This is a genomic window from Streptomyces sp. NBC_01445, from assembly GCF_035918235.1.
GTDB lineage: Bacteria > Actinomycetota > Actinomycetes > Streptomycetales > Streptomycetaceae > Streptomyces.
Window position 1 is genome coordinate 9,791,248 of the sequence record NZ_CP109485.1, and the last position, 21,548, is coordinate 9,812,795.

A 21,548-nucleotide genomic window follows, 5' to 3' on the forward strand; every position below is an offset into this window, starting at 1 on the left:
CTGCCGCCGCCCTTCGTGGCACTCGACGACCCCGAGCACCACAGGGTGCACCTCGTAGGGAGAAGGCGCGGTGCGGGAGCGCGGATCAGCACTCATCCGAGGATCGTGCAGCAGCGCGGCGACCTGGTGGTACGTGCCGAGCCGACCGTATAGCTGCCATCCGCCTGCTGTATGGGACGGGCAGCGGGTCAGCGCATGGGTTGCACCACGGTCAGCCGGCGGTCGGGCAGGTATCCGGTGAGCGCCACGGTGGGGCCGTGGGAGAGTACGGAAGGATCCGGCACATCGGAGGGGATCGGTACGTCGGCCGCGATCGCGCGGTCCGCCGCGCCGGGTGGGGGCGGGAACGGCGCGGCTGTCTCGATCAGGTGCCGGTAGTAGTCCAGTGACTTGGCCATGTCGACGGTGACGGCGGCGGTGACCCGCCCCTGGTAGCCGTAGACCATTGCCAGGCGGCGCGCCTCCAGAGAGCCCTGGGCGATGACCACGTGGTCGGAGTAGGTGGGCACGCCCACAGATTTGATGTTGAGTCCGAACTGGGTCGACCAGAACGTCGGGATGGCCAGGTGCGGGCGCCGCAAGGGCCCCGGATTGACCATGTTGTGGGCCGCCACCTCGGCCTGCTCGACCGCGTTGCCCCAGTGCTCCAGGGAGAGCATCTGGTAGCCGAACAGCGGGTGCGGGAAGCGGGAGACGTCACCGGCCGCGAAGACGTCGTCGGTGACGATCCCGTACATGTTGAAGGCGCGGCAGCCGGCGTCGCAGGCGAGCCCGCGCGGGCCCGCCGCGAGCCCGGAGTCCGCCAGCCACTCGACGTTGCGGATCGCGCCCAGGGCCACGACGCACACGTCGGCGTCGACGCGGCTGCCGTCGGACAGGTCGGCGCCGGTGAAGCTGCCGTTCCCGTGCAGGGCGGTGACCGTCACCCCGGTGCGCAGGTCGACGCCGTGGTTGCGTTGCATGGCTGCGGCGAGTTTCCCGAGGGTGCCGCCGAGCGCGCCCACCAGGGGCGCGGGGCCGCGTTCGGCGACCGTGACCTCCAGCCCCCGTTCCCGGCAGGCGGAGGCGATCTCCGAGCCGGTGAAGCCGCCGCCGATCACCAGCACGCGCTCCGGCCCGGCGGCCAGCCGCTCGGCCAGCGCTGCGCCGTCCTCGCAGGTGCGCAGAGTGAATACCCCGTCCAGGGCGCCCTCGTCCTGGTTGGGCCAGGGCCGCGCGCGGGTCCCGGTGGTGATCAGCAGCCGGTCGTACGGCAGCGACTCGCCGTCATCCAGCAGCACCTGTTTCGCGAGTGGGTCCACGCCGGTGGCGCGTACGCCCAGCCTCCACTCGGCGTCCGGGTCCCGGCGCATCGGCAGCCCGGTGGTGTCTGCCATCGCCCGCCCGAGCAGCACCTGCTTGGACAGGGGTGGCCGGTCATAAGGCGGGTGAGGCTCGTCCCCGACCACGGTCAGCGAGCCGGTGAAACCCTCCTCGCGCAGCGCCTCCGCGGCCCTGAGCCCGGCCAGCGAGGCACCGACGATGACGATGCGGCCGTCCTCGAGGTCACCGGGCACCGCTGCTCACCTCTTCCCCGAGGAGGATCGCCTGCACCGGGCACGCCGCCGCGGCCTGGCGCACGCGCTCGACCTGGTCGTCGGGGACGGCCGTGGCGTACAGCAGCCCCTCCTCGCCGTGCAGCTCGAATACGTCCGGCGCGAGAAAGACGCACTGTGCGTAGCCCTGGCAGCGCGTGAGGTCCACCACGGTCTGCATCCCCACCACTCCCTCGGTTGTCTCACCCCTCCTTCCAGCATGGGGCCAGACCTGGGGGCCCGCACGCCAGCCCTCCGGGGGCGGAAATCGGCCGGGCCACGTTCAGGCCGCAGTCACGCTGACCAAGTACGAGGACAACGCCAAACCGTCGCGGGACATCTTCGCGGCACCCGACGGACAGCGCCTGGTCGCGGCTGAGTTCACGATCCTCAGCACTGGCGACGCCACCTACGAAGACCCCGGCAACCTGGAGGCGAAGGTCATCGCCCCGACCGGGAAGGTGTACGCCGGTATGCCCGGCGACCCCACCGGCGGTGAGTCCCTGGACCTCACCCTGATCCTCCAGCCGGGCGAGAAGTCGACCGCCTGAGGTGATCGCGTACCGAGCACCGTCTGCTTCCGTTGGAGTGAAGAAGTCGATGAGCCGCTGCCCTCGACGCCTCGACGCGTAATGGTTCCTCTGAGGCAATCCACAACGAAGGGAGCAGAGTTGTGCGTATGAGGCGTATCGGAACAATCCTGGGCGCTGCCGCGCTCACCATGCTGACGATTCCGGCGAACGCTCAGGCCGCAGCAGTCGCCTGCGGCGGTGGTGTGTCGACCGGCCGGGTGGCCGTCAACGGATGCATCAGCGCCCAACGCGGAAAGGAAGGCCGAATTTACACTCGGGAGATCACGGCGCACGTCAAGGCGCGCAACACGGGGCCGAGGGCCGCGAACCTCTCCTACGAGGCGTTCTTTCGTGTCGTCGACGGTGGTCACTGGGTGAAGTTGGGCAGCGGTCGCACCTATGTCCCGGCGGGTGGGACCGTCGAGCCCACGGAGGTGGGTAGCTCGACTCGGGTGTGCGCGCCCGGTGTGAAGGTCGAGATTCGCGTACACGCCCGTGCCGACGGGGCCGCCTGGAGCGGCTGGTCAACCGCCGGCACGGCGCAGTGCCAGACCTGAGCGGCTGAACATGCGATGCCCGAAGGCCGGGGGTTGATCCTGGGGAAGCTTCGCCCGAAGTGCGCGCTGGTCCCGGCGGGCCGCAGTTCGTCTCGCCGGACCGGATGAGGAGCGTCCGGCGGGGCGACGGGCATTTTGAGGGCGACGCACCGGCTGGGCCAGGCCACCTCGATCTGGCTCGCCGGCGTCCCCGCCCGCGTGTGGCGGCATATCGAGAACCAACACTGGCCGACATCACCGACCGCGCCGGCACCCCGGCTGGCGCACCGCACCGCATGGACCGACGTCGAAATCCGCTGCCACCACGAACCACGAATACTTCATCGACGAGTGAGCCCGCCGATTCGACTGCGCGGCCTTCGATCTACGGTTCGTGGCTTTCGCCCTCGCTCGAAGTCGGCAAGAGCGCCGCAGTGCCGCTATTCCCTAGATCCCTAGAGGGGCGGCGGCGTCCTCGCCACGGTGCGAAGCCGCCGCCCACCCTCCGCCCCGACCCTTGCCTAACCTATCGAAAGTCGATAGATTCTCATCGTAACTCGATGGAAGGATGGGTCGTGGGAAAGCTGACAGTGCGTGCGCTGCGCGCCGTGCTCGTGGTGGTACTGACCGGCACCGTGTTCGTACAGGCATCGATGGTGTGGGTGTTGGTCAGTGGGAGCGACCCGGAGGACGGGTCGCTCCCACTGACTCCGCTACGCGTGATCACGATCCTGGGCATGGTGTCGGCCCAGGTCGCCCTGGTCTGCGTATGGCGGCTGGTGACGATGGTGCGACGCGGAACCGTGTTCTCCCACGCCGCCTTCCGGTACGTGGACGCCGTGATCGGCGCGATCGTGGCGGCTGCCCTCCTGTGGTTCGCGGTCACGGTCCTCAATGCGCCGGGCCAGCGGGACGACCCGGGTGTCACCCTCATCATGGGCGGGATCGCCCTGGCCATCCTGGGGGTCGCGCTCATCGTGCTCGTGCTGCGGATGCTGCTCGCCCAGGCCGTCGCGCGCGACGGCGAAGCGGCGCAGATGCAGGCCGAGTTGGACGAGGTGATCTGATGGCGATCGCCGTCGACATCGACGTGATGCTGGCCAGGCGGAAGATGTCCGTGGGCGAGCTCGCGGAGCGCGTAGGGATCACTCCCGCCAACCTGGCGGTGCTCAAGAACGGCCGCGCCAAGGCGGTGCGCTTCGCGACGCTCGCCGCGCTGTGCGAGGTGCTCAAGTGCCAGCCGGGGGACCTGCTGCGCTGGGAGGCCGAGGACGCCGCGGGCGGATGACGTGCCCCGGGGCGGCCGTGAATACGCTTGGTACCGTCGGCCCGTGACACGGCACGTGGACCGCATGGACGTGGATCGCCGATCACCCGCAGCACCGTCCCGACCGCGTTGGGTGGATACCGGTTGACCTGCACCGCACCGTCCTGGTCGACGATCCCGACCTGCGAACGCCCCCACCGCAAACCCCCGTCCTTCCAGCGCGGGGGTTCGCCGTTGGGCGGGCAGTCAGGGCTTCGCCGTAGTCAGGCTGCCCTCATTCACTATGCATGGCACAAGCCTCGGCTGAATTCGTTGATCGTCGAGGTTCGCGAACGGGGCGAAACCGCCCGTTTCCTCGCTAGGCCGGGTGATATCGATCTGGATCGCGGCGACCATGTCGAAGGAGTCCACCTTGCCTCGGGCCCTGCGCTTGAGGGTTGCGCCGGCGACGGCGCCGGTGGCACCTACTTCTTCTGCGGTGAAGGCGGCGAGGAACGTCCGATCCTGTATGCCGACTCCGAAGTAGGTGCGGCGCTGGTTGCGATCGGTCTGTCCGGGCTCCTGCGGCTGCTGCTGGTCGCCCTCTGGTGGCGCGGCGTGGCTGCCGAGCGTTCACGGCCGAGGAGAGTCGCGAGCTGGCGGTCGAGTACCCGGAGGACATGCCGGACCTCGTGCCCCGCCGACCGTGCCGCCGCTGCTCTGGGCGTTATGTGCCCTGGTGTTGGGGCCGTCTGCAGCTGACGGAAATGGGGTGACCCTGGCGCACCCTCTCGATAAAGTCGGGCAATGCCCGAGCTGAAGCGGCTGCATGCCGACCACGCCTCGGCGGTCCTGGCTTTCGAGCTGGAGAACCGCGCCTACTTCGCTGCCTCGGTCTCCGACCGCGGCGACACCTTCTTCGACCAGTTCACCGACCGGTACCGCGCTTTGCTGGCTGAGCAGGAAGCCGGCATCTGCGCCTTCTACGTGCTCGTCGCCGAACAGGGCTCGGTACTCGGCAGGTTCAACCTGTACGACTTGGAGGACGGCGCTGCCAGACTCGGCTACCGGGTCGCGGAGCGGGTCGCCGGACGCGGCGTGGCGACCGCGACCGTCCGGGAGCTGTGCCGGCTGGCGGCGGCCCGGCACGGGCTGCGCACACTGCGGGCGGCCACAACCCGCCAGAACGCCGCGTCCCAGAAGGTGCTGACCAAAGCCGAGTTCGTCCCTGTCGGCCCGGCCGACCCTGCCCACCTCGGCGGTAAGCCAGGCACCTGGTATCAGCGCGACCTGGTGCTCCAGCCGTACAGCACGAACTTGCTGGGGGACCGACCACAGGAAGGCGGCGGCCACCGCTGACCATCGGTATGCGAAGACTAACGATCTTGCGATGGTCGCTGGTCACAACGCAGACCCTGCCTGGTGGCAGGAGGCGCTCGAGGTTCTGATGGGCGGGATGGCGGGCCGGCTCTCGCAGGTGGAGCTCCGGCGCCGGGCGAGGGACTTGGTGCTGGGGCTGCTGTCGGACCTGCCGCGCAAGAACTGCTGGACGATTGCGGAGTGGGCCGGTGAGACGACCTCGCACGGCATGCAGAACCTGCTGTGCCGGGTCACATGGGATGTCGACGCCGTGCGCGAGTACGTCGTCAGACATCTCTACGACGAGGCGACGGTGCCCGTTGTGGACGAGACCGGCAACGTGACGAAGGGCACCCACACCTGGACGCCAGACACCGCATCGGCCGGGTGACCGGCGACGAGGTCTCCGGCGACAACCCGAAACTGCGGGCGGCCGTGGAAGAACGCGGCCTGGGCTACGTGCTTGCGGTGGCCTGCTCGGCCGAAGTCACCACCAGGGCAGGGACGTTTCGCGCGGACGCGCTGGCCGCGAAGCCGCCCAGGCGGGCCTGGCAGAAGCTGTCGACCTGACCGGACGGGAAGGACCACCGCTACTACAACGGGGCCGTCATCGACCTGGCCGACCCTGCGCCGGGACACGGTCAGTTGCTGATCAGACGCAACCACACCACCGGCGAACTCGCCTGCTACCGCTGCCATTCCACCGTGCCGGTCCCGCAGTGCAGCCTGGTCAGGGCGGCCGGCTCCCGGTGGCGGGTGGAGGAAACCTTCCAGGCCGAGAAGGGCCTGGCCAGGCTCGATGAACCACCAGGTCCACCGCTACCTGTCCTGGAGCCGCTGGGTCACCCCTCGCCACCCGTCCTTGACCGCGAGCGCTTGCAGAATCGGGAAGCTGAGTTCACGGCCGGTCGTGCGAGTCTGAGCACGGGCCTGTGTGAGCACGACCGCAGTCTCACCGGTGGCAAGAACTTGCTGCTTACGATCGCGGCGCCATGTATCCACGGGCTGACTGGAGTTCCCGTCAACCCGCTCGCCGCCTTCTGAGAACGGGGTTCACCCGTCAGGAGGTGCTCAGGCACTGCTCGCACGGTGTTCTGGCAGCGGGGCCACTGTTCGTCGCGTTGGTGGGAAACCGCAGGATGGCCGTCGTGGTCACTTCCCGCTGTGGCGGCGGCCGGCGGCCGTGCGCCGCATGTGCGCGGTCGCCCGACTTCACCGGATTCCTCCGAGGGTGCCCCGGCCTTCAGGCCGGGGAGGAATCGGAGTCCTGCGGAGCGGGGCAGGAGAAGCCGATTCGCCGGCAGGGCGGATCGGCGTGCACCCGCCGTGGTGGTGTGGCAGCCCATTTTGGATCTGAGCTCTCAATTGTCAGTCCTCCCGGATAGGTTGCTGTTCATGACGACCGCGGCGCAGGAGACGGCAGGTGTGGGGCATGCCCGATACACCTTCCGCCTTCGTGTGTCGTCCACCGCATCGGGCGCCCTCGAAGCGGAATGGGCGCGGTGCCGGTGGGTGTGGAATGAGTGCTGCGCTCGCTCGAAGAGGGCGCACGCCGAGAACGAGAAGTGCGGTCCGGCCCGGCTGGACAAGATGCTGACCCAGGCGCGTACCTGTATGGGCTGGCTGCGCGAAGGCTCCAGCGTTGTTCAGCAGCAGTTGATACGCGATTTCGCGAAGTCGCGGGCGAAGGCGCTGAAGGACATCAAGGCCGCTGTGCCGATGCGGCAGCGGGCCGGGATGCCCAAGTACAAGAAGAAGCACCAGGACGACTTGTCGTTGAACTACACCCAGCGGGGTTTTCGGCTCAAGGACGGCCGCCTGCACTTGGCAGGCGGCATCGCCGTGACGGTCGTGTGGTCGCGTGCCCTCCCTAAGCCACCCTCCAGCGTCCGCGTCTACCGCGACAGCACCGGAGCTTGGTACGCGTCGTTCGTCGTGGCGAGCATGACCGAGACGCTGCCGGGAACCGGCCGGGTGATCGGGATCGACTGGGGTGTGAAGGAGACCGCGACCACCACCAGCGACGACCACGACCTTGCCCACCCGCAGCACGGGAAGAACGCCGCCCAGCGCTTGGCGCACTATCAGCGGATGATGTCCCGGCGTAAGCCGAAGCGTGGACACGCCGGATCGAAGGGCTACCGCGAGGCGAAGCGGCAGACGGCGAAGCTGCACAAGAAGGTGGCCCGGCAGCGTCAGGACACCGCCCGCAAGTGGGCCAAGAAAGTCGTCCGCGACCATGACACCCTGGCCGTGGAGGACTTCCGGCCGAAGTTCCTCGCGAAGTCCACCATGGCCAACAAGGCCGCTGACGCGGCGATCGGCGCGACCAAGACAGCCCTGGTCGAGATGGGCCGTAAGCACGGCCGGTCCGTGCACCTGGTGCACCCGGCGCACACCACGATGGACTGCGCAGACTGCGGAGCGAGAACCAAGCACGCGCTGCCTCTCTGGGAACGAACGTATACGTGCACCACGTGCGGAGTGTCCCGACCTCGGGACAAAAACTCAGCCCGTGTGATGCTCGTCCGGGCTGGTCTCTGTCCCGGCTAGTGCTGATCGTGTAAGACCTGTATCCCCGCCAGGGATCAGGCGACGTGAGCTAGGAATCCCCCTTAGCTGGGGGAGGTTTCAACTGTCGGGTCAGGGTGCGATGAGGAGGCGTTCGATGAGGTGGTCGCGGAGGGTGAATGCGTAGCGCAGGTCGACGGTGCCACCGGGGAAGTCGCCTTCGAGGTGGTGCGTGGCGGTGTAGTGGGTGGCGTCGGTCTTCTGCGTGCCGGTGAGCTCGATGGTGTAGGTGAACTCGGTGGCGGACCGGCTCAGCCACTGCTCGATCGCCTCGGTGCCCCGGTAGGTGGTGCCGTCGTCGGTGACGGTGGCGTCGGGGGTGAAGGAGGAGAGGGCGGTGGCGGTGTCGTGGGCCCGGTGGGCGTTGAGGTAGCGGGTGATCGTCTCGGGCAGGGCGTCGGGGGCGGGCGCCGTGTGGGTCTGGTTGTCGTGCATGGCGGGTCCTCGGAGTGGTGGCGGGTTCAGACGGTAGGGGTGGTGCCGCCGTCGATGACGTGTTCGGTGCCGACGATGGACGAGGCGCGGTCGGAGACGAGGAAGGCGACGAGTTCGGCGACTTCCTCGGGCCGGTTGGGGCGGCCGAGGGGGATGCCGCCGAGGGAGTCCATGAGCCGGTCCAGCGCCGCTCCCTGGGTGATCCCGGCTTCCGCGGCGATCCGGGTGACCAGGTTGTCGGCGGCGGTGGTCTGGATGAATCCCGGTGAGACGGTGTTGACGCGCACCCCGTGGGGGGCGACCTCGTTGGCCAGGCCCTTGCTGTAGGTGGTCAGCGCGGCCTTGGCGGCGGCGTAGCCCAGGGTGCCGTTCCACAGGGGCATGCGGCGCTGGATCGAGGTGACGTGGACGACCGCGCCCTTGCCGGCCGTGATCATGCCGGGCAGGAGGCCGCGGTCCAGGCGGACGGCGGCCAGCAGATTGGTGTTGAGCTCCCGGGCCCAGTCGTCCTCGCCGAGCATCGTGAAGCCTCCGGCGGGCGCCTGGGAGCCGCCGAGTGTGTGGACCAGGATGTCGACGCCGCCCACCCGGGCCTCCACCTCGGCGACGACGTGGCCTGCACCGTCCGGGCTGGACAGGTCGGCGGCGATGAACGTCTTTTCCTCTACGTCGGCGGGGCGGCTGCGGGCGGTGACGAGGACCGTCGCCCCCGCCTGCGAGAGCCGACGGGCGATGGCTGCTCCGGTGCCCTTCGTGCCGCCGGTGACGAGAGCGCGCCGTCCTTCGAGGGATTCGCTGGGCGTTGTGGTCACGATGGCTTCCGTTCCCGGGGGCGGTCGGGCGAGCACCGCCGCCCACGTGTTAGTGCTAAAATAGAAGCTAGTAACTTCGACTTTAGCACCTACTGGGGAGAGTGCGGCGATGGCGAGCCGGATCAGGCTGGAGGACCGGGAGTGCCCGCTGTCTACGACGGTGCAGCACGTCGGCGAATGGTGGACGCTGCTACTCCTCCATGACGCCTTCGACGGCTACACCCGCTTCGACCAGTTCCAGGAGAACCTGGGCATCTCCTCCAGCATGCTCGCCACCCGCCTGAAGACCCTCGTCACGGACGGGCTGCTGGAGCGCCGGCCCTATCAGACCAACCCCGTCCGCCACGAGTACGTACTGACTCCCCTGGGGCGGTCCCTGCGTCCCGTGATCGTCGCCCTGGCCGCGTGGGGCAACTCCCGCCTCGCACCGGAGGAGCGCAGCATGATCCTCGTCGACGCCGGCAGCGGACAGCCGGTCGAGCCCGTGGTCGTCGACGCCGGAACCGGCCGCCGGCTCGACGACAGCGACGCGTACGTCTTCACGGCAGGCCCCGCGGCCAGCGACGCCATGCGCGACCGCTACACGAACCGACCGACGGGTCCAGCCGACATCACTCCCGCCACTTAGCACTGCGAAAGGGGGCTTTCCTCCAGGCCGCCCGCAAGGCCGTCGCCGCTCTGCGCACGCTTTCGTGAATCCACCCGGTCAAGATCACCCGGACCGGCACCCCGTTCGACCGGAACCGCCCTCGCGCGCCATGGAGTTCGGCATCAGGCGGTGAGCATGTGCTCGCTCAGCTCCCAGAGCCGCCGGGCGGACTTCGGGTCGATGGAGTGGGACACGACTTCGGACGGGATGCTGTCCGCGGTGAGGGGCTTGGGCTCGTCGTCGAGCCGTGAGATGTCGCTGTCCTTGAGGTAGACACCGCCGATGTCGGCCAGCAGGGGACTGGTCGCCGCGAAGACAATGGTGGCAGCACCTTGCTGCAGGGTCTTCTTTCCCGCCTCGGGGTCGATGATCGGCTGACCGGCCTCGTCGATGAGCCCCATGGCCCGCAAACCCTCCTGGCCCGCCGAGCTGTTGAGGCTCGTGCCGACCACTACGCCCGGGTGGGTGGCGTAGCCGCGGATCCCGTCCTTGGCCCATCGGCGGTCCAGCTCGACGGTGAAGAGCACGTTGGCGGTCTTGGACTGGGCGTAGGCCGCGGTGGGCTCGTAGCCGTGGGCGAAGTGCAGGTCGTCCCACCGGATGTCGGAGAACCGCTGGGCTCCGGAGGTCACGTTGACGACGCGGGCGCCGTGCGTGGCGCGCAGCGTGGGCAGCAGGCGAAGCGTCAGCTGGAAGTGGCCCAGATGGTTGGTCGCGAACTGCGCCTCGTAGCCGCGCGCATCCAGTTCGCGTTGCGCGGGAGCCGGCAGGCCCGCGCAGTTGATGAGGATGTGGAGCGGGCGGTGGGTGTCGAGCCGGCGTTCGGCGAACGCGTCGATCGAGGCCGGGTCCATCAGGTCGAGGCGGCTGACCTCGACGCCCTCGATGTCTGCCAGCGCTTCCCGTGCACGCCGCGGATTGCGTGAGCCCACAGTCACGGATGCGCCGGCGTTGACCAGTACGCGGGTGGCCTCGTGGCCGAGACCGGCATGGCCGCCGGTGATGATCACGTTCTTGCCGGTCAGGTCGATACCGGCGGCGACCCCTTCGGCCGTCGACGCTGCGGTGAATCCCGACCCGATGGGATGCTGCTTGTGTGCCATGAGACGTCCTCTGTTCCTTCGTCGTCTGGTGGTGTGTGACGGTCGATGGGCTCGCTGTGTGTCGACTGCGGGACCCGGTGGTTGTCGGCGGACGGCTCGCTCGGCGCCTGCCGGCTCACTTGGCTTTGGCGCGTGTGATGGCGTGGGGCCGCAGGTCAGTTCGTCCTGCGCCGCCTGTCAGGCGTTGTGGTCGCGGTGGAACCGGTGAGCAGGCAGGCGGCGCAGAGTGCGTCCGAGTGCGAAGTGCACCACGGGGCTGCAGGAGAGTACGGGGGGGCGGACAGGTCGGCCGTGCCGGTGAAGGACATGGATGCGCTCATCCTGTGCCTTTCCCTTCGGGGCCTGTGCCGCTGGGTCATGGGTATGGCGGGCGTGGGAGGCGGTTGGACGCGTCAGGCTCCGACTGAAATGGAAACGGAACATCGCTCCATTTAGAATACGGAGCATCGTTCCGGATCGCAAGCGGGGTGGCGATTCGTGTCGGTAATGGCCGGAGCGAGGAGGGGCGTGGTGCGCGCCGCGGGGCCGTCAGGGTTTTTGGATCTCGTGCCCGGGCTTTGGATCGGCGCATGCGGTCAGAGGTCGGATCGGCGCGTGAGAGAGCGCGCCGCGTCGCGCGGCAGTGCGGACCAGATCGCTTTACGCTGCCCAGCCCTCGTCATCGGCCTCGAAATACAGCCACAGGTCTCCGTCCTCGCAGTAGGTTCGGAACCAGATCGTCATCCCGCCATCCCGACCCACCACCTTGGCCGACACGGGGGCGCCCAGCCCCAGTCGGTGCCGTGTCCCGCCCATCGAGACGCGACGCAACGCAGTGGAAACGAGCGACGAACGGCACCAGCGCGGACCACCGGAACGCAGGCTCAACCTTCTCGAACTGCTCGCCACCGAGCGGGAGTTGGACCCGGCCTCCGATCGCCGTCAGGCCCGGCCTCTCACGCAGCACCACATACCACACCCCCGGGCACGCTCCGCACACGCGGGCAGCTCCCGGCAGCTGCGACCCGTTCCCGGCCGCCCGGGCCCAACTGCGGCAACCCTCCCGCGAGTTCGCGGAAGCCGTCCATCTGGCCGTACGCGACGGCGAGACGATCGCGCACCTCGCGCACGAGAACGTGACCGACCGCTCCCGTCACGATCCGCCGACTGCTCGGCATGCGGCACCCTCCGCACAGCACGTCCTCGGGTCCACGGCGATGGGCCGCTATGAACAGCGGTACGGCGTCCTCGCCGAAGGTCCCATGGACGGCTGGCAGGACCAGCCCGAGGCGGCCGAGATCTCCGCGGAGGAGTTCGAGCGGCTGTGGACTGAAGCAAGGCGGGCTCTCGGCGGTTCAGCCTGACCTGGCGGGTTGGGGTTCGCGGCAGGCTCCGTCACGGAGCATCGCGAAGAGGACGTCGGATGCCCGGCACCTGGCGAGGCAGAGCAGGGCCTGGGTGCGGTGCTTGCCCTGGGCGATCTTCCTGTCGTAGTGGGCCCGCAGGCCGGGTCGCCCAGGGCGGCGAACGCGGAGAGGAGGAAAGCCCGTTTGAGCTGCTCGTTTCCCCGCCGGGACGGCTGTTCACCGCGGAGCGACGAGCCCGAACTCCGGGTCGCCTGAGCGAGAGGTGGCGACGTCAATGGGCCGGGCCCCAAGGGAATTACGGAGCCGCGTCGAGCTCCACGCCCAGGTCCTGCGCCGTGTTCCAGAACTCGGGGCCCGCCTTCTGGAGCCGGGCCGCCGCGTGTTCGAGGTGGCGGCGGGCGGCCGTGCGGGCCGCTTTGGCGTCGCCCTGCTCGATGGCGGCCAGGATGGCGTGGTGCTCGTCGCGGACCGCGTCGAAGAAGTCGCCCCTGCGGGCCTCGTTGGCGCGGGTGACGCGGATGCCGCTGCGGGAGACCTCGCCGAGGTAGCGGACGGTGGATACCAGGACCGCATTGCCGGTCGACTCCGCGATGGAGCGGTGGAAGGCCAGGTCCTCGTCGGCGCCGTCGCCGCCGGCCGCGACCGCCGCGTCGATCGCGGCGAGGGCCTTTCGCATCCGGGCGTGGTCGGCGGCGGTGGCGCGGGTGGCGGCGAGCTCGGCCGCCTCGCCCTCCATGGCGCGGCGGACCTCGACGATCTGCAGCACCTTGGCCTTGGTGTCGGTGGTGCTGGTGGTGTCGGCCTCGAGGTCGAGTGGCCGGGTGCGCCGGGGCAGGACGAAGACGCCCCGCCCCTGGCGCGGTTCGACCAGGCCCGCGTTGGCCAGCCGGGACACGGCCTCGCGGATCACGGTGCGGCTGACGCCGAGCTGCTTGACCAGCTCCACCTCGGTCGGCAGTTTGTCGCCCGTGGTCAGCCGCCCGGACTCGATCTCGTCCGCGAGCATCGCGGCTACGCGGTCCGCGAGCCGGACGGGCCCGTCCACCTTGGTAAACATGGTCGTCAGTCTATCGGCGTGGGCTTGGCCGCGGCGGTGACGGCCTGCGCGTGGTCGGCGACGTACTGGTGGACCACCGCCGCGAAGTCCGCGTCGGGCTCAAGGCCGAGCCGGGCCGCGCGGGTGTTGTCGAAGACGGCCGGCCAGGAGCCGACGATGGCCTCGACGGCCGGGTCCGGCGCGACCTTCACCAGGTCGGCGACGGCGTCCCCGGCGACCTGACGCAGCGTGTCGAGGATCTCGGCGACCGTGACCGTGAGGGCCGGGAGGTTGACCGGGAGGCCGCCGGACAACTGCCCGGGGCCCTCGCCGCGCTCGGCCTGGGCCACGCGCAGAATGCCCTCGACCGTGCGGCGGGGGGAGGCGAGGGCGACCCGCAGGTCCGGGCTGACCGGGCAGATCGCCTCGAGGCCGGCCAGCGGCTCGCGGATGATGCCGGACAGGAAACCGGAGGCTGCTGCGTTCGGCTTGCCGGGCCGCACCGAGACCGTCATCAGGCGGGTGACGCGGCCGTCGAGGAAGCCACGGCGGGTGTACTCGGCTATCAACTGCTCGCAGATCCGCTTCTGGACGCCGTAGCTGGACTGCGGCGTGGGCAGCGTCGACTCGCTGACGACCTCCGGCAGCGCCAGCGCGGCGTCCGAGCCGTAGATGGCGACGCTGCTCGCGAAGACCACCCGTACCTTCTGAAGACCTGCGGCCGACTGGGCGCGCGCCGCCTGAAGGAGGGCGCGGGTCGTGTCCAGGTTGGCGCCCATGCCGAGGTCGAAGTCGACCTCGCACTCGGCGGAGACCGCGGCAGCGAGGTGGATGACCACGTCCACGGGCTGGGCGAACAGGTCGCCGAGGCGCTCGGTCAGGTCGCCCTGGACCACGTCCACGAGCGGGTCGGCGGCCAGTGGCGACTCCTGCGGTACGAAGAGGTCGGCGAGGACGAGGCGGGTGATGGGAGCGCCCTCGAACGTGCCCTGCTCCAGCAGGGCCTCGGCCACCTGGCGGCCCAGGAAGCCGAAGCCACCCGTGATGACGATCCTCATGCGTTGTCTCCTTGGAAGGTGTGTCGCCAGCCGAGACCCTCGCTCGTGCCGGCCTTGGGGAAGTACTCGCAGCCGATCCAGCCGTCGAAGCCCAACTCGTCGACGACGGACATGAGATGACGGAGATTCAGTTCTCCGGCATCGGGCTCGTGACGGTCGGGCACGCCCGCGATCTGAAGGTGGGCGACGCGGCCGGTGGGCAGGTCGCGGCGGAGTGTGGCGGTCAGGTCGCCCTCGACGATCTGGCAGTGGTACAGGTCGAGCTGGACCTTCAGGTTGGGGGCTCCCACCTCCTGCACGACGGCGTGGGCGTCGGCCTGCCGGCTGAGGAAGTAGCCCGGCATGTCGCGGCCGTTGATCGGCTCGATCAGGATGTCGACGCCGACGGTCGCGGCCTGCTCGGCGGCGTACGCGAGGTTCGACAGGTACGTCGCGCGGTACGGCGCCGGGTCGGCGCTCTGCGGTACCAGGCCCGCCATCATGTGCACGCGCGGGCAGTCGAGCGCGGCGGCGTACTCCAACGCCCGCTCGACGCCGTCGCGCACCTCCATCTCGCGTCCGGGCAGCGCCGCGATCCCGCGCTCACCGGCGTCCCAGTCCCCGGGCGGCGCGTTGAACAGCACCTGCCGCAGGCCGTGCTCGTCGAGACGGCGCCGCAGGTCGGTCGCCTCGTACGCGTACGGGAAGAGGTACTCGACGGCTTCGAAGCCGTCCGCCGCGGCCGCGGCGAAGCGGTCGGGGAAGTCGTGCTCGGGATACAGGGTGGACAGGTTCGCGGCGAACCTCGGCATGGTGGCTCCGTAAGGTGTGAGGCAGGCTCGGTCAGCGGTTGACGACGCTCTTCTTGGTCGCGAGGACGGCTACGGCGCCGATGACCAGGCCCAGCGCCAGGACGTACATCGGGACCGCCGTCGAATCGGTGGCGTCCTTGAGCGAGCCGATCATGTACGGGCTGACGAAGCCGGCCAGGTTGCCCACCGAGTTGATGACGGCGAGCCCGGCTGCGGCCGCGGTGCCGCTGAGGAAGGCGGTCGGCAGCGACCAGAACAGCGGCGCGCAGGTCAGCACGCCCGCGGCGGCGATCGACAGCGCGACCAGGGACAGGGCGGTCGACCCGGTCCAGCTCGCGGCCAGCGAGAAGCCGACGGCGCCCATCAGGCTCGGGATGACCAGGTGCCAGCGGCGCTCGCGCCGCTTGTCGGCGGAGCGGCCGAAGAGGTTCATCGCGACGAGCGCGGCCAGGTACGGCACGGCGCTGAGCGCGCCGATCGCGAAGCCGCCCTCGATGCCGGTGGACTCGACGAAGGTCGGCATCCAGAACGTGAGCGCGTACTGGCCCATCACGAAGAAGAAGTAGATGAGGCACATCAGCCACACCTTGGGGTCGCGGAACGCGTCCCACGTCTTGCCGTGCTCACTCTGGTGCTTGGTGTCCTCGGTGAGCGCGCGCTCGATCGTGCTCTTCTCGTCGTCGCTCAGCCACTTCGCGTCGCGCACACTGTTGTCCAGGTAGAACAGCGTCATCACGCCCACCGCGATGGCGGGCAGCGCCTCGATGAGGAACAGCCACTGCCAGCCGTTCCAGCCGCCGGTGCCCTCGAAGACGTCCATGATCCAGCCCGAGAGCGGGTTGCCGAAGATGCCCGCCACGGGGATGGCCGACATGAACAGCGCGATCACTCGGGCCCGCCGCGCGGACGGGAACCAGTACGTGCAGTAGAGGATCACGCCCGGGTAGAACCCGGCCTCGGCGGCGCCGAGCAGGAACCGGAGCACGTAGAACGTCGCCTCGTTGTTGACGAAGACGAACAGCGCCGAGACCACGCCCCAGCTGATCATGATCCGGGCGATCCAGGTGCGGGCACCGACCTTCTGCAGCATCAGGTTCGAGGGGACTTCGAACAGGAAGTAGCCGATGAAGAACAGGCCGGCGCCGAGGCCGTACGCGGCCTCGCTGAAGCCGAGGTCCTCGGACATCTGCAGCTTGGCGAAGCCGACGTTGACCCGGTCCAGGTACGAGACGACGTAGCAGAGAATCAGGAAGGGGACGATGCGCCGGATGACCTTGCGGAACACGGCGTTCTCGCGGGTCAGTTCGGGGCTTTCGGCCGTGGGGACGGTCGTAGGCATGAGGGGCACTTCCTTGTGCGGCTCAGGGGTTTTCGAGCGGACGGGGACGTGGCGGGGTTTACCAGGAGGCGCCGAAGGCGGTCCTCAGTTCGGCGATGGCGTCGTCGGGGAGCGGCTCCGGCCTGCGGTCGGTCGTCAGCCAGAGGCGTGCGGTCTCCTCCAGCTCCTCCAGTACGGCCAGTGCGGACGCGGCGTCCGGGCCCCAGACGACGGGGCCGAGCCGGTCGAGGAGCACGGCCCGGATCGGAGTGCAGTTCGCCGCACGGGAGTTGATGCGGTCCGTGACCAGGTCGGCGACGCGCGGGTCGCCGGGACGGTGGTACGGGACCAGCGGAACGTGGCCCACCTTCATCACGTAGTACGGGGTGAGGGGCGGGAGCACGTCGTCCTGCTGCCACACGCCGGCCAGCGTCAGCGCGACCAGGTGCGTGGAGTGGGTGTGGATGACGAACCGGGCCGTGGGGTCGGCCGCGTAGATGCGCCGGTGGAGCGTGAGCGTCTTGCTGGCGCGGTCGCCCGCGATCTGTTCGCCGGCAGCGTCGACCTGCGCGAGCCGGTCGGCGTCGAGGAAGCCGAGGGCCGCATCGGTCGGCGTGATCAGGTGGCCGTGGCCGTCGTCGAGCTTCGCGCTGATGTTGCCGGCGCTGGCGTGGACGTAGCCGCGGCTGAACAGGCTGGTGCCGACGCGGACGATCTCGGCGCGGGCGGCAGCCGCCTTGAGGTCCTGTGTCTTGAGTCCCTGAGTCACTTGGACTCCTCGTTCAGGAGGGCGAAGGCTGCGGTGAAGAAGTCCGGGCCGCCGAAGTTGCCCGACTTGAGGGTGATGTGGAGGGTGTCGCCGCCGGGCAGCGGCGCCGCGCACCACGGCACCCCCGGGTCGATCTGCCCGCCGATGCGCAGGCCCGTGAGGCCGAGCGCCTGCACGACGGCGCCGGAGGTCTCGCCGCCCGCGACCACGAGTTGCCGTACGCCGCGCTGGACGAGTCCCTGGGCGACGCGGGAGAGCGTTTGCTCGACCAGCTCACCCGCCTCGGCGGCGCCGAGCTGACCCTGGACGGAGCGGACCGCGTCCGGCGACTCGGTCGAGTAGACGAGCACGGGCCCGTCGGCGAGGTGCTTGTCGGCGAAGGCGAGCGCCTCGGCGGCGACGTCCTCGCCGGCGGCGATCCGAAGGGGGTCGACGCTGAACGCGGGGCGGCCGGTGCTGAGGAACTCCCGTACCTGGCCGTTCGTGGCGGCGGACACCGAACCGGCGACGACGGCCTGCCGGCCGGAGGCAGGCGGCAGCTGGGCTGCGGCCGGGGACGGTTCGAACCCCCAGTTCGCGGGCAGCCCGATCGCCAAGCCTGAACCGGCGGTCACCAGCGGCAGCTCCTTGACCGCCGCACCGAGCCGTAGGAGATCGTCATTGGACACGGCGTCGACGATCGCGGCGCCGACCCCATCCGCCCGCAGTTGCGTGATCCGGGCCCGGACCGCGTCAGCGCCTTCCGCCACCACCTTGTGGTCGATGAGGCCGACCGGCCGCGTCGTCTGCGCGTCGAGCACGGACACCAGGTTGGAGTCGGTCATCGGCGTGAGCGGGTGGTGGCGCATGCCGGACTCGCCGAGCAGGACGTCGCCGACGAAGAGGTGGCCCTTGAAGACGGTGCGCCCGTTGTCGGGGAACGCGGGCGTCGCGACGGTGAAGTCGGTGCCGAGGGCGTCCATCAGGGCCTCGGTGACCTGGCCGATGTTGCCGGCCGGCGTCGAGTCGAAGGTGGAGCAGTACTTGAAGTAGATCTGCTCGGCACCCGCGGCGCGCAGCCACTCCAGGGCGCGAAGGGACGCCTTGACGGCCTCGGCCGCCGGGACCGTACGCGACTTGAGGGCGATGACCACCGCGTCCGCGTCGACCGTGGGGTCAGTCGTGGGGTCAGTGCCTTCGGCCGGTACGTCGATCAGCTGGAGTACACGCATGCCCGCGCGCACCAGGTTGTTGGCCAGGTCGGTGGCGCCGGTGAAGTCGTCGGCGATGCACCCGAGGCGGACGCTCACGTCAGTCCTCCATCTTGGGCTGGTTGGTCGGCTGGGGCTGGTTCGCGGGCTGCGGCAGGTCGATGCCGGGGAAGATCTTGATGACCGCGCTGTCGTCCTCACCACCGAGTCCTGAGGCGGACGCCTGCAGGAACATCTGGTGGGCGGTCGCGGACAGCGGCAGCGGGAACTTCTGCGGTCGGGCCGCATCCAGTACGAGCCCCAGGTCCTTGACGAAGATGTCGACGGCGGACAGCGGCGTGTAGTCGCCCGCCAGCACATGTGCCATACGGTTTTCGAACATCCATGAGTTGCCGGCGCTGTGCGTGATGACCTCGTAGAGCGCCTCGGCCGGAACGCCGGCCTTGATCCCCAGAGCCATCGCCTCTGCCGCCGCGGCGATGTGCACGCCCGCGAGCAGCTGATTCACGATCTTGACCTTCGAGCCAAGACCGGCGTGGTCGCCCAGACGGTACACGGTGGCGCTCATGGCCTCGAGTGCCGGGTCGGCGACGGCGTACGCCGCGAGGGAACCCGACGTCATCATCGTCAGCTCACCGGCGGCCGCGCGGACGGCCCCGCCGGAGATGGGCGCGTCCAGGTAGAGCACGCCCAACTCACCCAGGCGGCGCTCCAGTTCGGCCGACCAGTCCGGGTCGACCGTGGAGCACATCACGTAGACGGATCCGGGGCGCAGCCGCTCGGCCGCCGCTCCGTCGCCGAAGAGGACCGACTCGACCTGCGCCGCGTTGACCACGACGCCGATCAGGACGTCCACCTCGGCCGCCAGCTCGGCGGGCGAGGCGAACGCCGTCCCGCCGTCCCGGGCGAACCCGGCGGCCACCTCCGGCCGCAGGTCATGGACCCCCACGTGGTATCCGGCGGTGCGCAGGCTGCGGGCCATGCCCAGGCCCATGGCCCCGAGCCCCACCACGCCCACGCGCGGCCGCTGCTGGTCGTTCATGTCCGCCCTCGTCATCGTTGACCCGTCGACTCGTACGTGTGTCGTTGTGCTGCTCCAGTCGCAAGCAGCGATCGGGTCATATGATGACCTGCGGACATCGCGGAGTACAGGGTGATGCCGGTCACACCCGAAGCGCCGCCCCTGCCGGTACCGGGTTCGGCAGCGGCAGCGGCAGGGGCGGCGTGGGCGGTGGACGGGGTGGCCGCCACAGGCGGGCCGTGCCGTCAGCGCACCCCCCGGTACGAACGCAAGGCTGACGGGGCCGATCAGCGCGGCAAGGGAGCCCGCGACGAACAAGGCTGTGAAGCTGTCCCCACCACCACCGCCGATCGTGGCGAAGCCGGCGCCACGGTGGGCGCCGCCTTCCTCTGCTGGATCGCCGTCCGGGCGGGCTCGGTCCTGCTCCGGAGTCCGCACCACGCCCCGCCACGCCCGGGCCGCCGCGTCCGTCGGCGACCGGGGCGGGCCGTCCGCGCTGCGCCAACTCTGCCTGGAAGTTGTGCCGTTGGACGACATGCGACTTCAGGAGGTCTGTGTGGTCATCGCCTTCGCCGATCGCGCTCAGTACGACGCGCGGATGGCGGCCACGTACCGGATGGCGGTCGGACTGTGGAGGGAGCAGATGCGCATGTATCTCCGTCAGGCCCGTCCGGCCGGCGAGATCACCACCGGTAGACCGGACACGCTCGTCGTCGCCATGCTGCAGACCACGCTTGTCGGATTGCAGACGGCGGCCGTGGCGTACCCGGGCATGTCGGCGGCACGGCAGACGGAGATTCTGGACGGGTTGTTGGGGACGTAGACGGGGTGTCGGGGGGCCGGCTCTGCCACTGACCGGTGAACAGTTCCTCCGGTGTCGTGCAGGTCACCCCTAGCTGCCGCTGGACCGAACGGCGGCTATGCCTTCTTACCGCCATCGTGCTTCATCGGTCACATGCCGGATGGCCCGGACAACGCCGACACACCATCACTCGCCCCGGGCCCGCCCGGCATGCCTCCGCCTGGGTTCACCGACCGCCGCTGGTCGTGGGAGAGAACCTGGTCAGCGACCACACGATGAGGAGATCGAGGGCCATGACGGTGATGGACCAAGCGGGGTAGTACGGAATGAACATGAATTGGGTGATCAGGCTGATCGCCGCCACGCTGATGCCGGCCCCGCGGCCCCAGGCCTTGCCGGCCGCAACCCCGAGGCCGGCGACGACGAGGGCCACGCCGATCACAAGATGAAGCCAGCCCCACGCGGTCAGATCAAACCGGTAGGTGTACCGAGACGTCACGAACACGGTGTCGCCTGCGATGCCGGATGCGCCCAGCAGAATGCTCAGCGGCCCGCTCACCAGCAGGGTCACCACGGCGAACAGGGTCGCTCCGGTGATCGTTTCGCTGCCGGCGGGGCTCTCCGGTCCTCTCGGACCCTTGTTGGGTGTTGCTGCCATGCCGTGGCCTTCCTGTCCGGCGCGGCGACTGAGGGACACTGCCCGTGCGAGGCTGGCCGCGCTCCCGTGCCATCTTCACCTCAGTCCTGCGGCGTCGCGACTGCAATCCGCCATGCGCGGACCCCGGCCTCCTGCCGCCGGTGCTCGGCCTCGGGCGGGAGCCGGAAGCGGCGAAGGCAGGCGAAGCCGGTTCGGGCTCTTCGGCCTCGGCGAATATGTGGTGGGCCGTGACGACGGAGACGCTTGCCTTGGCCCTTGCCAGGTGTCGCGTGGTGATGACGTGGTTCCGGGTGGTTTCTGGGCCATTTCGGATACGGCGTGGAGCGGGGGCGGTCGGCGTGTGATTGACGGCGAGATACGACAGGTCGGCGACGGTACCGACGACGCCCGTCCCGTCAGCGCTCCGGTATGTGGATCTACACCGGCCAGGTTGATCCCGCGCCCATCTGCCGAGGCGACGAGCGGATGCAGGCCCGCCCCGTGTCCCTGTCATCCACACGGCCTCCGCCCTGCCGCACGCGTGGCGACGCTGGCTGCGGTCTCGTGGCCGGCTCCGGGCGAGGCGGACGCCGTCGCGCATTCAGCAGTTTGGGCGGTGCGCCACGCGCTGCCGCCCAGTCCTGTGGCAGACACGCGTCGGTGGGGTCAGGCTGGGAGCAGGGAGCCGAGTCGATCGTGGGAGGCGCCGTGGGCTTGGTCGTC

Annotated in this window: 21 protein-coding genes and 4 pseudogenes; 10 read left to right on the forward strand and 15 right to left on the reverse strand. The window is 69.7% G+C overall.

Going from position 1 to position 21,548, the window contains the following annotated elements:
- Positions 1-188 precede the first annotated feature (188 nt).
- Together OG574_RS44815 and OG574_RS44820 are read right to left on the reverse strand one after the other, a co-directional pair.
- Positions 189-1,556 (reverse strand): NAD(P)/FAD-dependent oxidoreductase, encoded by a 1,368-nt coding sequence (locus OG574_RS44815; protein ID WP_326777948.1) that lies wholly within the window; start codon positions 1,554-1,556, stop codon positions 189-191.
- Positions 1,546-1,755, reverse strand: coding sequence for a ferredoxin (locus tag OG574_RS44820; protein ID WP_100595393.1), 210 nt, complete (start codon positions 1,753-1,755; stop codon positions 1,546-1,548). Before OG574_RS44820 ends, OG574_RS44815 begins: the two co-directional genes overlap by 11 nt.
- Here OG574_RS44820 and OG574_RS44825 point away from each other — a divergent pair.
- The 6 genes and pseudogenes from OG574_RS44825 to OG574_RS44850 all read left to right on the forward strand — a co-directional run.
- Positions 1,733-2,125, forward strand: coding sequence for a hypothetical protein (locus OG574_RS44825; RefSeq protein WP_326777949.1), 393 nt, complete (start codon positions 1,733-1,735; stop codon positions 2,123-2,125). The genes OG574_RS44820 and OG574_RS44825 overlap by 23 nt on opposite strands.
- 170 nt (positions 2,126-2,295) lie before the next feature.
- On the forward strand, positions 2,296-2,703 hold the full coding sequence (locus tag OG574_RS44830; protein ID WP_326777950.1) for a hypothetical protein: 408 nt from the start codon (positions 2,296-2,298) through the stop codon (positions 2,701-2,703).
- A gap of 554 nt (positions 2,704-3,257) precedes the next feature.
- On the forward strand, positions 3,258-3,749 hold the full coding sequence (locus OG574_RS44835) for a DUF2975 domain-containing protein (RefSeq protein ID WP_326777951.1): 492 nt from the start codon (positions 3,258-3,260) through the stop codon (positions 3,747-3,749).
- A complete protein-coding gene (locus tag OG574_RS44840) occupies positions 3,749-3,970 on the forward strand; it encodes a helix-turn-helix domain-containing protein (protein ID WP_100595344.1) in 222 nt (73 codons plus the stop codon). Before OG574_RS44835 ends, OG574_RS44840 begins: the two co-directional genes overlap by 1 nt.
- A gap of 765 nt (positions 3,971-4,735) precedes the next feature.
- Positions 4,736-5,287, forward strand: coding sequence for a GNAT family N-acetyltransferase (locus OG574_RS44845; protein WP_326777952.1), 552 nt, complete (start codon positions 4,736-4,738; stop codon positions 5,285-5,287).
- 88 nt (positions 5,288-5,375) lie between these two features.
- Positions 5,376-6,134, forward strand: a pseudogene (locus OG574_RS44850) (transposase); the annotation flags it as partial.
- Positions 6,135-6,142: 8 nt separating this feature from the next.
- Here OG574_RS44850 and OG574_RS44855 read toward each other — a convergent pair.
- Positions 6,143-6,265: pseudogene (locus tag OG574_RS44855) on the reverse strand (nuclear transport factor 2 family protein); the annotation flags it as partial.
- Between the two features lie 417 nt (positions 6,266-6,682).
- Here OG574_RS44855 and OG574_RS44860 point away from each other — a divergent pair.
- A pseudogene (locus tag OG574_RS44860) lies at positions 6,683-7,871 on the forward strand (RNA-guided endonuclease InsQ/TnpB family protein); the annotation flags it as partial.
- 59 nt (positions 7,872-7,930) lie between these two features.
- Here OG574_RS44860 and OG574_RS44865 read toward each other — a convergent pair.
- Together OG574_RS44865 and OG574_RS44870 are read right to left on the reverse strand one after the other, a co-directional pair.
- On the reverse strand, positions 7,931-8,293 hold the full coding sequence (locus OG574_RS44865; protein WP_326777953.1) for a nuclear transport factor 2 family protein: 363 nt from the start codon (positions 8,291-8,293) through the stop codon (positions 7,931-7,933).
- A 26-nt stretch (positions 8,294-8,319) separates the two neighbouring features.
- Positions 8,320-9,105 carry an SDR family oxidoreductase gene (locus OG574_RS44870; protein ID WP_326777954.1) on the reverse strand — a complete coding sequence of 262 codons (786 nt, stop codon included), beginning with the start codon at positions 9,103-9,105 and terminating at the stop codon, positions 8,320-8,322.
- Between the two features lie 109 nt (positions 9,106-9,214).
- Between OG574_RS44870 and OG574_RS44875 the strand changes: the two genes are divergently transcribed.
- On the forward strand, positions 9,215-9,733 hold the full coding sequence (locus tag OG574_RS44875) for a winged helix-turn-helix transcriptional regulator (RefSeq protein ID WP_326777955.1): 519 nt from the start codon (positions 9,215-9,217) through the stop codon (positions 9,731-9,733).
- A 143-nt stretch (positions 9,734-9,876) separates the two neighbouring features.
- On the opposite strand, the gene OG574_RS44880 is transcribed toward OG574_RS44875, so the two are convergent.
- A complete protein-coding gene (locus OG574_RS44880) occupies positions 9,877-10,857 on the reverse strand; it encodes an SDR family NAD(P)-dependent oxidoreductase (protein WP_326777956.1) in 981 nt (326 codons plus the stop codon).
- Positions 10,858-11,639: 782 nt separating this feature from the next.
- On the opposite strand from OG574_RS44880, the gene OG574_RS44885 reads away from it, so the two are divergent.
- Positions 11,640-12,200, forward strand: coding sequence for a hypothetical protein (locus OG574_RS44885; protein WP_326777957.1), 561 nt, complete (start codon positions 11,640-11,642; stop codon positions 12,198-12,200).
- On the opposite strand, the pseudogene OG574_RS44890 reads toward OG574_RS44885, so the two are convergent.
- The 8 genes and pseudogenes from OG574_RS44890 to ltnD form a co-directional block, all read right to left on the reverse strand.
- Positions 12,192-12,463 (reverse strand): annotated as a pseudogene (locus OG574_RS44890) (transposase); the annotation flags it as partial. The gene OG574_RS44885 and the pseudogene OG574_RS44890 sit on opposite strands and share 9 nt — an antisense overlap.
- A gap of 35 nt (positions 12,464-12,498) precedes the next feature.
- Positions 12,499-13,260, reverse strand: coding sequence for a FadR/GntR family transcriptional regulator (locus OG574_RS44895; RefSeq protein ID WP_326777958.1), 762 nt, complete (start codon positions 13,258-13,260; stop codon positions 12,499-12,501).
- A gap of 5 nt (positions 13,261-13,265) precedes the next feature.
- The gene (gene denD / locus OG574_RS44900; protein WP_326777959.1) at positions 13,266-14,297 is read right to left on the reverse strand and encodes a D-erythronate dehydrogenase; all 1,032 of its coding nucleotides are present in this window, start codon (positions 14,295-14,297) and stop codon (positions 13,266-13,268) included.
- Positions 14,294-15,088 (reverse strand): 2-oxo-tetronate isomerase, encoded by a 795-nt coding sequence (gene otnI / locus OG574_RS44905; protein ID WP_326777960.1) that lies wholly within the window; start codon positions 15,086-15,088, stop codon positions 14,294-14,296. Before otnI ends, denD begins: the two co-directional genes overlap by 4 nt.
- 31 nt (positions 15,089-15,119) lie before the next feature.
- Positions 15,120-16,427, reverse strand: a complete 1,308-nt coding sequence (locus OG574_RS44910; RefSeq protein ID WP_326777961.1) for an MFS transporter — start codon at positions 16,425-16,427, stop codon at positions 15,120-15,122.
- Positions 16,428-16,485: 58 nt separating this feature from the next.
- Positions 16,486-17,175, reverse strand: coding sequence for a class II aldolase/adducin family protein (locus OG574_RS44915; RefSeq protein ID WP_326777962.1), 690 nt, complete (start codon positions 17,173-17,175; stop codon positions 16,486-16,488).
- Positions 17,172-18,464, reverse strand: coding sequence for a 3-oxo-tetronate kinase (gene otnK / locus OG574_RS44920; RefSeq protein WP_326777963.1), 1,293 nt, complete (start codon positions 18,462-18,464; stop codon positions 17,172-17,174). Before otnK ends, OG574_RS44915 begins: the two co-directional genes overlap by 4 nt.
- Position 18,465: 1 nt before the next feature.
- Entirely contained in the window at positions 18,466-19,407 is a 942-nt protein-coding gene (gene ltnD / locus OG574_RS44925; RefSeq protein WP_326777964.1) for an L-threonate dehydrogenase, read from the reverse strand.
- Between the two features lie 331 nt (positions 19,408-19,738).
- On the opposite strand from ltnD, the gene OG574_RS44930 reads away from it, so the two are divergent.
- Positions 19,739-20,209 (forward strand): TetR family transcriptional regulator C-terminal domain-containing protein, encoded by a 471-nt coding sequence (locus tag OG574_RS44930; RefSeq protein ID WP_326778817.1) that lies wholly within the window; start codon positions 19,739-19,741, stop codon positions 20,207-20,209.
- 205 nt (positions 20,210-20,414) lie between these two features.
- On the opposite strand, the gene OG574_RS44935 is transcribed toward OG574_RS44930, so the two are convergent.
- Positions 20,415-20,762 (reverse strand): DUF7144 family membrane protein, encoded by a 348-nt coding sequence (locus OG574_RS44935; protein WP_326777965.1) that lies wholly within the window; start codon positions 20,760-20,762, stop codon positions 20,415-20,417.
- Between the last annotated feature and the right edge of the window lie 786 nt (positions 20,763-21,548).